Origin of the sequence: Savagea faecisuis (assembly GCF_042675605.1) — a bacterium.
Taxonomy (GTDB): domain Bacteria; phylum Bacillota; class Bacilli; order Bacillales_A; family Planococcaceae; genus Savagea; species Savagea faecisuis.
Genome location: NZ_JBHTJF010000042.1, coordinates 66335 through 78530 on the forward strand (window position 1 = coordinate 66335; position 12196 = coordinate 78530).

The 12196-nt window shown below is 43.0% G+C and carries 12 protein-coding genes, 1 rRNA gene and 1 riboswitch; all 13 genes read right to left on the minus strand.

Annotated elements, in window-relative coordinates; genetic code table 11:
- Positions 1–57: 57 nt before the first annotated feature.
- Positions 58–1320: a phosphoribosylamine--glycine ligase gene (purD, locus tag ACFQ0V_RS12450; protein WP_381014127.1), complete on the minus strand. Its 1263-nt coding sequence runs from the start codon at positions 1318–1320 to the stop codon at positions 58–60.
- A 54-nt stretch (positions 1321–1374) separates the two neighbouring features.
- Positions 1375–2910 (minus strand): bifunctional phosphoribosylaminoimidazolecarboxamide formyltransferase/IMP cyclohydrolase, encoded by a 1536-nt coding sequence (gene purH / locus ACFQ0V_RS12455; protein WP_381014130.1) that lies wholly within the window; start codon positions 2908–2910, stop codon positions 1375–1377.
- A 17-nt stretch (positions 2911–2927) separates the two neighbouring features.
- Positions 2928–3488, minus strand: a complete 561-nt coding sequence (gene purN / locus ACFQ0V_RS12460; RefSeq protein ID WP_381014133.1) for a phosphoribosylglycinamide formyltransferase — start codon at positions 3486–3488, stop codon at positions 2928–2930.
- Positions 3488–4543: a phosphoribosylformylglycinamidine cyclo-ligase gene (purM, locus tag ACFQ0V_RS12465; protein WP_381014135.1), complete on the minus strand. Its 1056-nt coding sequence runs from the start codon at positions 4541–4543 to the stop codon at positions 3488–3490. Before purM ends, purN begins: the two co-directional genes overlap by 1 nt.
- Before the next feature lie 18 nt (positions 4544–4561).
- Positions 4562–5989, minus strand: coding sequence for an amidophosphoribosyltransferase (gene purF, locus ACFQ0V_RS12470; RefSeq protein ID WP_381014138.1), 1428 nt, complete (start codon positions 5987–5989; stop codon positions 4562–4564).
- Entirely contained in the window at positions 5965–8184 is a 2220-nt protein-coding gene (gene purL, locus ACFQ0V_RS12475) for a phosphoribosylformylglycinamidine synthase subunit PurL (RefSeq protein ID WP_381014139.1), read from the minus strand. The genes purF and purL overlap by 25 nt, the downstream gene beginning before the upstream one ends.
- The gene (gene purQ / locus ACFQ0V_RS12480; RefSeq protein ID WP_381014142.1) at positions 8185–8835 is read right to left on the minus strand and encodes a phosphoribosylformylglycinamidine synthase I; all 651 of its coding nucleotides are present in this window, start codon (positions 8833–8835) and stop codon (positions 8185–8187) included.
- Between the two features lie 2 nt (positions 8836–8837).
- On the minus strand, positions 8838–9083 hold the full coding sequence (gene purS / locus ACFQ0V_RS12485; protein ID WP_381014145.1) for a phosphoribosylformylglycinamidine synthase subunit PurS: 246 nt from the start codon (positions 9081–9083) through the stop codon (positions 8838–8840).
- 14 nt (positions 9084–9097) lie between these two features.
- Positions 9098–10222 (minus strand): 5-(carboxyamino)imidazole ribonucleotide synthase, encoded by a 1125-nt coding sequence (purK, locus tag ACFQ0V_RS12490; protein WP_381014148.1) that lies wholly within the window; start codon positions 10220–10222, stop codon positions 9098–9100.
- Positions 10219–10707 carry a 5-(carboxyamino)imidazole ribonucleotide mutase gene (gene purE / locus ACFQ0V_RS12495; RefSeq protein WP_381014150.1) on the minus strand — a complete coding sequence of 163 codons (489 nt, stop codon included), beginning with the start codon at positions 10705–10707 and terminating at the stop codon, positions 10219–10221. Before purE ends, purK begins: the two co-directional genes overlap by 4 nt.
- A 162-nt stretch (positions 10708–10869) precedes the next feature.
- Positions 10870–10969, minus strand: a riboswitch (purine riboswitch).
- Positions 10970–11053: 84 nt separating this feature from the next.
- Positions 11054–11257, minus strand: a complete 204-nt coding sequence (locus tag ACFQ0V_RS12500; protein ID WP_381014153.1) for an NETI motif-containing protein — start codon at positions 11255–11257, stop codon at positions 11054–11056.
- The gene (locus ACFQ0V_RS12505; protein WP_381014156.1) at positions 11232–11777 is read right to left on the minus strand and encodes a DUF2179 domain-containing protein; all 546 of its coding nucleotides are present in this window, start codon (positions 11775–11777) and stop codon (positions 11232–11234) included. Before ACFQ0V_RS12505 ends, ACFQ0V_RS12500 begins: the two co-directional genes overlap by 26 nt.
- 171 nt (positions 11778–11948) lie before the next feature.
- Positions 11949–12064, minus strand: a 5S ribosomal RNA gene (rrf, locus tag ACFQ0V_RS12510).
- Positions 12065–12196 lie beyond the last annotated feature (132 nt).

The window sequence follows — 12196 nt, forward strand, 5'->3', positions numbered from 1 at the left end:
TAACGTAAATAAAAAAACAACCATCATATTGTTATTAAAAATGATGGTTGTTTCATATTATTTATCAAAAGTACGCCAACCGATGTCTTTTCGATAGAAGAAATTGTCCCAATTGTATTTCACAATTTCATCATAGACATGTTGTTGCGCTTCTTTTAAGTCTTTTCCTCGGCCGTTTAAGAGGAGTACACGTCCGCCATTTCCGACGAGCACGCCGTCTTTTTCCTGTGCTCCTGCATAATAAACCTCTACATTCGATTCAATTGCTGCTGTTAAATCTGGAAGTGGATTTCCTTTTTCTACATCACCAGGATACCCTTCCGCTGCAACGACTACACCTAATACTGCTTCATCTGTCCAGCGTAAATCGTACGGTTCTTCGTTCATCAATGCTTGCATAAACTCACCGAAGTCTGATTCCATACGTGGTAATACGACTTGTGTTTCTGGATCTCCGAAGCGCGCGTTAAATTCAATCACTTTCGGACCGTCCTCTGTTAAAATAAGTCCCGCATATAAAATACCTGTAAATGGAGCACCTTCTGCTTCCATCGCTTTCACGGTCGGCACGACAACTTCATCATACGCACGTTGAACGACATCATCCGAAATTTGTGGGACAGGAGAGTATGAACCCATACCGCCCGTATTCGGTCCTGTATCTCCGTCATAAGCACGTTTATGGTCTTGTGCGATAACCATCGGATAAATTTGTCCTTTATGGACGAATGACATGTAAGAAAACTCTTCACCAGCTAAAAATTGTTCGATGACGACTTTCGATGAAGAGTCACCAAACATTTGATTGCCGATCATGTCTTCTACCGCTTCAATCGCCTGTTCTTCCGTTTCCGCTACGATGACGCCTTTTCCTGCTGCAAGACCGTCCGCTTTGACGACAATCGGTGCGCCCATCTCGCGAATGTATGCGACAGCTGGAGCTACTTCAGTAAATGTTTCATAGCCTGCTGTTGGGATGTTGTATTTCGTCATAATTTCTTTCGCGAATGATTTACTTCCTTCAATTTGTGCTGCTTTTTTCGAAGGACCGAATGCGACGAGTCCGACATTTTCGAAATAGTCGACAATTCCTTCGGCAAGCGGTTGTTCTGGTCCGACGAATGTTAAATCGACTTCTTGATCTTTCGCAAATTGCGCTAACACTTCGAAGTTTAACGCGTCGATTGGAACGATTTCTGCATCTTGTTTCATTCCATCATTTCCTGGTGCGACATATACTTTCGATACGGATGGTGACTGGCTGAACTTACGCGCTAATGCGTGTTCACGTCCACCGCTTCCTACTACTAATACTTTCATAACGTTTCCTCCTAATAAAGAATCGGACAGTCGTCTGCCCGATTCTTTTATTTTTTAATGTTTGAAATGACGTACTCCTGTGAAGACCATCGTCATGCCATATTCGTTTGCTTTTTCAATCGAATCAGCATCGCGCACAGAACCACCTGGTTGAATGACCGCTGTAATTCCCGCTTTCGCTGCTTCTTCTATTGTATCAGGCATTGGGAAAAATGCATCCGATGCAAGTGCTGCACCTTTCGCACGTTCACCTGCTTGCTCTAATGCAATCTTCGCCGCACCGACACGGTTCATTTGTCCAGCGCCGACACCGAGTGTCATATTTTCATCTGTCACAACGATCGCATTTGATTTCACGTGCTTCACGACTGCCCAACCGAGCTTCAATGCTTCCCACTCTTCTTCTGTTGGCTGACGGTCTGTTGCGACGCTAATTTCCGCTTCTTCAAAACCGTATGTATCCGGTGACTGCATGAGCAATCCACCTTCAACCGATACTGTATTCCACTTATCTTCTGTCGGAGAATCGAATGAAATCGTTAAAAGACGGATATTTTTCTTTTTCGTTAAAAGGTCAAACGCTTCTTTCGTAAAGCCTGGAGCGATGACGATTTCTAAGAAAATCTCAGAAAGTTGTTCCGCTGTTGCAAGATCAACTTCACGGTTTAATGCGATAATGCCGCCGAAAATTGATGTCGGGTCTGCTTCGTATGCTTTCGCGAAAGCATCCGCAATCGTTTCACCTGTCCCTACACCACAAGGGTTCATATGCTTCACAGCGACCGCTGCTGGCATATCGAATTCTTTCACAATTTGAATTGCTGCGTTCGCATCTTGAATATTGTTGTACGATAACTCTTTGCCGTGCAATTGGTCCGCATATGCGATCGAGAAATTCGAGCCGAGTGGACGCGAATAAAATGCCGCTTTCTGATGTGGGTTTTCTCCGTAACGGAGAGGCTGTTTTAATTCATATGTTTGTGTCACTTGCTCTGGGAACTCTTCACCCGCGAGCTCTGTCATATAGTTTGAAATTAACGCATCATATGCTGCCGTGTGACGGAATACTTTTGCCGCAAGACGTCTGCGTAATTCAAGTGTCGTTTCGCCTTCATTTTGTAATTGAGCGAGCACTTCACCGTAGTCTGCAGCGTCGACGATTACTGTAACGTACTGATGGTTTTTCGCTGAAGCACGCAACATTGCTGGTCCACCGATGTCGATATTTTCAATTGCATCTTCCACTTGTACATCCGGCTTTGCAATCGTCTGTTTAAATGGATATAAGTTAACACATACGATGTCGATTCCTTGAATACCGTGTTCTTCCATTTGTGCGATATGGTTCGCATCATCACGTTTCGCTAACAATCCGCCGTGAATCATCGGATTTAATGTTTTTACGCGACCTTCCATAATTTCAGGAAATTTCGTCACTTCATCTACTGCTGTCACTTTCACGCCGTTTTCTGCTAAATGTTTCATCGTACCGCCTGTCGATAAAATCTCATAGCCGAAACGCTCTAAAGTTTGTGCGAATTCTAATACGCCACTTTTATCTGATACGCTAATTAACGCTCTTTTTGTCAATGGTAACCCTCCACGTGTCATTTCATTATTTGTTGAATTGCTTCTTTATATAGTTCATGTTCCACTTGATGAATCGCTGTAGCTGTTGCTTCTACGTCTCCGTCCACCACATTTACCGCACGTTGCATAATAATTGGTCCCGTATCCATTCCTGCATCAACGTAGTGAACCGTCACGCCTGTCACTTTTACTCCGTGTGCGACCGCTTGTCCGATTGCATCTTTCCCTGGAAATGAAGGGAGTAAAGAAGGGTGAATGTTCACGATTTGATTCGGATACGCACTTAACAACGTGTCCCCAATTAAACGCATATACCCCGCTAACACGATTAAGTTTGGCTCGATTGTTTCAAGCTCGGCCAAAATTGCACGTTCGTACGCTTCTTTCGATTCGAATGTTTTAGGCAACAGGACGAGCGAGCGGATGCCGTACTTTTTCGCTCGTTCGATCGCATATGCTTCTTCTTTATCTACGATGAGAAGCTCAATTGTCGCTTTGAGTTCTCCCCGTTCGCAAGCTTCTGCCAACGCTTCAAAATTGCTCCCGCTTCCTGAAGCGAAAACGACTAGCTTTTTCATTACGCTAAGCTCCCGTCGTGTTCACCTTTAAATTGAAGGTCTTCTCCTTCAATCACTGTACCGATTTGATAAGCGCGCTCTCCATGCTTCTGTGCAATCGCGATAATCTCATCTGCTTGTTCAGCTGACACTGCCACAATATATCCAATCCCCATATTGAACACACTGTATAAATCTTTATCTTGCAACTCGCCTTTTTCTTTTAACATTTGGAATACCGGTAATATTTCCCAGCTTCCTAATTCGATTTCTGCTGTTAAGCCGTCTTTTAACATACGTGGTACGTTTTCGTAGAAACCGCCACCTGTAATATGGCCCATCGCGTGAATGTCTGTCGCTTTCAACATATCTAAAACAGGTTTTGCATAAATTTTTGTCGGTTGTAAAAGTGCATCGCCGACTGTTCCGAGCTGTTCAAACCCTTCAATCGTATCGTTCACCGTATACCCTGAGTCTTCTAAAACGATTTTACGCACGAGTGAATAACCGTTTGAATGGATACCGCTTGATGCGATCCCGACTAAGACGTCACCTGCTTGTACTTTTTCGCCTGTCACGATATCGCTCTTCTCACATGCGCCGACTGCAAATCCTGCTAAGTCATACTCTTCTTCCGCATAGAGACCTGGCATTTCTGCTGTTTCTCCACCGATGAGCGCTGCACCTGATTGAACACAACCGTCCGCAATTCCTTTGACAATCGCTTCTACCTTTTCAGGTACTGCTTTGCCGAGTGCGATGTAGTCGAGGAAGTAAAGTGGTTCTGCCCCTTGTGCGACGATATCGTTCACACACATTGCGACACAGTCGATTCCGATCGTATCGTGCTTATCTGCCATAAATGCTAGTTTCAATTTCGTGCCAACACCGTCTGTTCCTGAAATGAGCACAGGTTCTTTATAATTTAAAGCAGATAAATCGAACATTCCACCGAAACCACCAAATGTTCCTGCAACTCCTAAACGATTCGTACGTTCAACATGTGATTTCATACGCTTTACTGATTCGTACCCTGCTTCAATATTAACTCCTGCTTGTTCATATGCTTTTGACATGAATATCCTCCTAAACGTTTATCGTGCGAGATCCTTCTCATGGGGCAATACTGTATCTGAATAAATTTCTGTCGGGTATTCTCCTGTGAAACATGCGACACATTGTCCGCAATTTTTCATTTCTTCTGAACGACCGACCGATTGTAATAAACCTTCTACTGATAAAAATGTGAGCGAATCTGCTTCAATTAAATCGCGCACTTCTTCCACTGTACGGCCTGTGGCAATCAGTTCTGAATCCGTACTAATGTCGACTCCGTAATAACAAGGGTTGACGAGTGGTGGTGATGCAATCACGACGTGAACTTCTGTTGCGCCCGCTTCTTTCAACATTTTGACGATACGACGTGATGTCGTACCACGGACGATCGAGTCGTCTACCATGACGACTCGTTTTCCACTGACAACGTGGTGAACGGGAGACAATTTCATTTTGACTCCTTTTTCACGAAGTGCTTGAGACGGTTCAATGAATGTACGCCCGACGTAACGGTTTTTAATAAGACCTAATTCGTACGGAATACCTGTCGCTTCTGAAAATCCAATCGCTGCCGAAATACTAGAGTCTGGCACACCTGTAACGACATCCGCTTCTAAATTACCGACTTCTTTCGCTAACTGAATACCGCAACGTTTGCGCGCATTATGAATGTTAATGTCGTCGATATTTGAATCCGGACGTGAGAAGTAAATATATTCCATCGAGCAAATTGCACGATCATCCGCTTCTTGAAAACGATCAGAATGCAAACCATCTTTTGTAATCGTAATGAGTTCTCCTGGTTCGACCGAGCGAACGTGTTTCGCTCCGATAATATCGAATGCACACGTCTCACTAGCGACAACCCATGAATCTCCAAGCTTTCCTAAAGAAAGAGGACGCAATCCATTCGGGTCTTGCGCCACCATTAAGCTGTCATCCGTTAAAATGACGAATGCGAAAGCGCCTTTTAACGTTTTTAAAGCAGATTTAACACGGTCACGTTGATTTAAAGAACCGCGGCTACGCTTAATTAAATGAGCGAGCACTTCTGTATCCGAATTCGTCTGAAAAATACTACCTTGTTGTTCTAACGACTCTTTCAAATCGCGAGCATTGACGAGGTTACCGTTCATCGCAATCGCAAGACTTCCTGTCGTAGAACGGAAGACGAGAGGCTGGACGTTTTCAATTCCACGTCCACACTCCGTCGTATAGCGCACTTGTCCAATCGCTGCATGTCCTGTTAATGTATCAAGCGTATTGCCTGAGAACACATCATTCACAAGCCCCTCGCCTTTAATGACTTTCAAGCCATTTCCGCTCGTCGTAACAATTCCCGCTCCTTCTTGACCACGGTGTTGCAAAGCGTGCAATCCGTAATACGAAAACTGCGCTGCTTCCTCATGCCCCCATATGCCAAAGACGCCACACTCTTCATTTAATCCTCTGAGTTCAGCAAGCATTCAAGAGCTCCTTTCCAAGCATCGTGAAATTCTGACGCTGTTCCAGCAATCCATACGTCGCCGTCTTCACCTTTAATCGATACTTCTTGAGCTGTAACTGTTCCGACATGTACGGCATCTTCAACGATCGCTTCAAACGCTTGGCGGTTTTCTTCACGAACCGTTAAAACGAAGCGTGATTGTGTTTCACTGAATAATGCTGTCACTGCTTCTCCTCGTAAAGTTACGTCTAATCCGAATACCGTTTCACCGAATACTGTCTCGAACAATGCGACCGCTAAGCCACCTTCTGAAACGTCTGTAGCTGAAGCGACGACACCTTCACGAATCGCTTGAAGCACTTGATTTTGACGTTTTTTCTCTACGTCTAAATCTAATTGTGGTGCACGACCGCGAATGTCACCTTCTAGCATTTGTTGCAGTTCGCTACCGCCAAATTCAGGTAACGCTTCTCCAATGACGTAGATTGCGTCCCCTTCTTGTTGAGCAGTTGATGATGTCACTTCTGATAAATCGTTCACGAGCCCAACCATACCGATTGTCGGTGTAGGTTTGACAGATTGTCCGTTCACTTCGTTCGATAATGATACGTTTCCGCCGATAACAGGTGTATCTAAAGCTAAACATGCTGCCGAAATTCCATCTGCTGATTGTTCTAATTGCCAAAAGACTTCTGGCTTATCAGGGCTACCGAAGTTTAAGCAGTCTGTAATTGCAATCGGTTCTGCACCTGAACATACTAAGTTACGTGCCGCTTCTGAAACGGCAATTTTACCGCCTGTTTCTGGGTCTAAATAAATGTAGCGAGAGTTACAGTCTGATGTCATCGCAAGTCCTTTATTTGTTCCTTCTACACGGATAATTCCTGCAGATGAACCTGGTGCAACGACTGTATTGCCGCGCGCTTCTGAATCGAATTGATTGTAAACCCATGCTTTCGATGCGATCGTCGGACGTTGTAGTAAGTCGAGTGCCGTCTGTTTCACATCTTTCACTTCTGGTGCGACATTTTCCATCGCTTGATATTCAGCAAAATATGCTGGCTCTTTTGATTCTTTATGATAAACCGGATTATCTTCCGCTAAGTCGTCCGCTTTAATTTCTGCGACAACTTCCCCTTTATGGAGAAGGCGTAACATTTTGTCATCTGTTACTTTACCGATCGCACATGCTTCAATGCCGTATTTATCGAATAAGTCGATCACTTCTTGTTCATGACCTTCTTTAACGACGATTAACATACGTTCTTGTGATTCCGATAACATCATTTCATAAGCCGTCATACCTTCTTCACGTTGTGGTACGAGGTCTAAGTTTAATTCAACACCGTATCCTGCTTTTGAAGCCATTTCAGCTGCAGATGATGTTAAGCCGGCTGCTCCCATATCTTGAATTCCGATGAGTGAATCGTAATGAACGAGTTCTAAACATGCTTCCATGACGAGCTTTTCTAAATAAGGGTCTCCCCCTTGCATAATTGGAAGTTCTTCTTCCTCTTCAATCGTCACTTCTGCAGAAGACATCGTCGCACCGTGAATACCGTCACGACCTGTTTTCGCACCAGCGTAAATAACTGTGTTACCAACACCTGATGCGACACCTTTTTGAATGTCTTCATGATTTAACAATCCGACCGCCATCGCGTTAACGAGTGGACGGTGTGAATAACTTTGGTCAAATTGCGCTTCCCCTGCAATCGTCGGAATTCCGATGACGTTTCCGTAATGCGCAATTCCTGCTACTGCTTCTTTAAATAAGAAACGGTCGCGTGCATCTGTTAAATCACCAAAGCGAAGTGAGTTAACGAGTGCTACTGGACGAGCTCCCATTGAGAAGACGTCGCGTAAAATCCCTCCAGCTCCTGTCGCTGCGCCGATGAAAGGCTCGATTGCAGAAGGTGAGTTATGAGATTCCATTTTGAATACCGCCGCTTGGTTATCCCCAATATCGACAATTCCTGCTCCTTCTCCTGGCCCTTGTAAAACACGTGGACCTTTCGTTGGGAATCGTTTCAATACAGGTGTCGAGCTTTTATATGAACAGTGCTCTGACCACATAGCAGAGAAAATACCTGTTTCTGTATAGTTCGGTGTACGGCCGAGCATTTTTTCTGCGAGTGCGAACTCTTCATCTGTCATACCCATTTGCAAATACAATTTTTCTTCTTTAACTTGTTGCGCTGTAGGTTCAACCATTTATTGTTCACTCCAATTGTTTAAAATAGATTCGAAAAATGGAAGTCCGTCCGTTCCACCTATCACTGCTTCCGTTGCACGTTCTGGCAATGCGATAATGCCACATACATTGCCACCTTCATTCATCAATGCCGCAATCGATTGCGTGCTATTGAACATATTGTCTTCAAATGTCATCACAATTTGCTCTTTTGCGATCGGTGTATCGTTATAATATGTCGCAAATTGTTGAGCGTATGGTAAAGTGATCACTTCTTCTCGATATTGATTTGTAAAATTCGTCTCACGATTCACACGTAATGCTGCTTTCCCTGATTGGAAAGTGAGTGAAGGATTTTGTAAAAAGGCACCTGGTAATAGGCCGATTTCAACTAACACTTGAAAACCGTTTCCGAGACCGACGACTGGTTTTCCAGCTTGTGCAAATGCTTGTAACGCTTTTGCAGCAGGTGAGCTTTTCGCTAATGCGCCTGGACGTAAATAGTTTCCGTACACAGCTCCGTTCGGAATGACAACTGCATCGTACGCTTCTAATGATGTCGCGTCCGCATGCCATACGATTGTCGGTTCTGCTTTAACAATCGTTTGAAATAATCGTTCTACTTCCGTTTCACAACTCGTTCCTGGAAAGTTTAAGATCGCAACTTTCATCATTACGCCTCCTCAATATCAAAACGATAGTCTTCGATCACGCGATTAATTAATAAATCTTTACACATTGCTTCGACACGTGCTTCAACATCTTCTGTTGAACCGTCTAATTCCAATTCAATTAAACGACCGAAACGTGCGTTTTGTACTTCGTTGTAGCCCATTTTGTGTAATGCTTCTTTCGCTGCTGTTCCTTCTGGATCTACGACACTCTCTCTTAATGTTACGTATACTTTTGCAATTTTCATGTTAGTTCCTCCTATTAGTTCGATGTCCAAATCATCGATTGTTCAATTTCTTCTAATGTTTGTTCAATATGTTCAGTCATGATCGTCACATGGCCCATTTTGCGATTTTCTTTCGCTTCTTCTTTACCATATAAATGAATCGACCAATCTGGATAAGATGCCATTTTTTGTTCGAGCGGTGCCACATGTTGACCTAAGACGTTCACCATAATGGACGGAGCCCACAATTTCGGTTGGCGAAGTGGCCATCCAGCGATCGCTCGTATATGTTGATGGAATTGCGATATATTGCACGCTTCGATTGAATAATGTCCTGAGTTATGTGGACGTGGTGCTAATTCGTTAATGATAATTGTGTCATCTGCAAGTACAAACATTTCGACTGCCAATGTTCCGACCAAATTTAAATGATCCGCAATTAATTTTGCTGCCTTTGCTGCTTCATCTAACACTATTGGAGAAACGCGTGCTGGCACGATTGATTCATGTAAAATATGATTGACATGAATGTTTTCTGCAACTGGTAAAGAATAAGATTCACCCGCCGCATTCCGTTGAATAATGACTGAAATTTCTTTTTCAAACGGTACGAATGCTTCTGCAATACAAGGAGAAAATTCGAATAACGCCTTCGCTTCTTGTAAATCACCTGCGCTGTTTAAGCGAACTTGTCCTTTTCCGTCGTATCCTCCAAATGCTGTTTTCACAACAGCGGGATATCCGATTTTATCAATTTGTTGAACGAGTTCATCGAACGTTTGCGCTTCAATATACGGCGCAACCGGTACCCCTGCTTGTCGAATTTCACGCTTTTCAGCGATGCGGTTTTGGGTAATGCGTACGAGTTCAGCACCTTGTGGAACATACGCTTTTTCACCTAAACGTTTCAAACCGTCATAATCGATGTTCTCAAATTCATACGTAATGACGTCGCTCACTTCTGCTAATTCATTTAATGCTCGTTCATCATCGTACGGTGCGACAATTTGAATATCTGCGATTTGTCCACATGGTGAGTTGCGCGTTGGATCGAGCACAGCGATTTTAAATCCTGCTTCTTTCGCTGCGAGTCCCATCATGCGACCTAACTGTCCACCACCGATAATGCCGATCGTTGAACTAGGTTGAATGACTTTCATATTAATTCACTACTACTTTCTAAAGCGATTTGCTTCATTTTTTCTCTGCGATTCGAAATCGCCTGTTTCACTTTGTCATCTGTCAAACTAACGATTTGTGCAGCATATAAACCTGCATTTGTCGCTCCTGCCGTTCCAATCGCCATCGTTGCGACAGGAACCCCTCCTGGCATTTGAACGATTGATAATAAAGAATCCATTCCTTTTAAAGCGCGTGACTGAATCGGAACCCCAATGACCGGAACTAATGTTTTAGATGCTACCATTCCAGGTAAATGGGCAGCGCCGCCAGCTCCTGCGATGATTACTTGTAATCCTTTCGCTTCTGCCTCTTCTGCATATTCAAACATGAAGTCTGGTGTACGATGTGCTGATACAACCTTCTTTTCGTAAGGTACTTGTAATTCATCCAAAATATCACAAGCTAATTTCATCGTTTCCCAATCACTTTTACTGCCCATTATGACGCCAACTTTCGGTTTCACAATCCATCCGCTCCTTCTTTTTCTTATCAATTAAAAAATCCTCGAATAAACTGCTTTTTCACCTATTTCGCGTGAAAAGCAGCTCATTCGAGGATATGACGATTTGCGTGAAGATGTTTTGATAAAATAACCATTCGCACCGACACACCTTTCGCTCCTTACTCAAAAGTCACTTTCCCGCATAGTTAGGACATTCCGGTGCCCTTGTAGAAACATCAAAGCCCATTCTTCGACTTATATGTGGGATTTCTTATTACTCTACTTATTTTAACAAGCATTTTTCGGTTAGTCAATGCAAATATACGAACGTTAAATTATTAGTCATAATCTAACGTTCGGTTTTAATTCAGACTTGACTGTTCATTTTAACATGAAATTGAATATTTTGGCGTAACCATTTCTGTTCACCATTTTCTTCAATAAAAACAGGTTCTTCACGACGACCGATTACTTGCCAGCCTTCAGCAAGGAGACGCTCATACGCTTCTGCTACTGTTTCATCTTCTTTAATTGTAATCCATTCACTACGTTTCGCTCTTTTTTTCGCCATTTTTAAATAACCTACCTTTTCGTACTGTTTTCACCCAAAAACCGCCATGAATCATTTTCGGTTCATATGAAATAATAAAAGCTTTCGGATCTAATTGTTTAATTTCTTCGTACAATGCGAGTTCATATTTTCGTGGTGTTAAAATTTGCATTGAAGTTCGATCTCCATTTAAACCATGTGACACCCAATCTGTGACACCATATCCTTTTTGGCGCAGTTGAGAAGTCATCTGTTTGTCGACATCTGCTGTAATGACATTCACCGTCACATAACCTAACGCTAATTTCTCTTCAATTTTCGTACCAATAATAACCCCACATCCATACCCGACAGCATAAGCAATTAAGTTTTGAATTTCATTTAAATTGTCTAATACTAAACCTAACCCGACAACATAAATGACGACTTCTACCATACTGACGACGGCTGCAATGTAGCGATATCCTTTCAATGTCAAAATCATGCGTACGGTGAAAAAGGAAACATACACGATATTGATTGAAAAGATGATGAGCAACATAAGCAACACGCATCCCTACCTTTCTTCATCTCTCACTTTACCATACTCTTTTTTATTTTTATTCGCAACTTCATTTAACCGTTTCATAAGAGTGTTTTTCTCCCAATCCCATCATTTTTCCTTCAAATACAAAAAGACACAATTTCAATTAAGAAATTGTGTCTTTCTAGTGCTTGGCAACGTCCTACTCTCACAGGGGGAGACCCCCAATTACCATCGGCGCTAAAGAGCTTAACTACTGTGTTCGGTATGGGAACAGGTGTGACCTCTTTGCCATCGTCACCAAACTTATATTGAATGAACTCGTTCACTCAAAACTGAATAAAACCAACATTTCTACAACGAAGTACTTTCATACGTATTTATAGGTTAAGTCCTCGATCGATTAGTATCTCTCAGCTCCGTATGTCGCCACACTT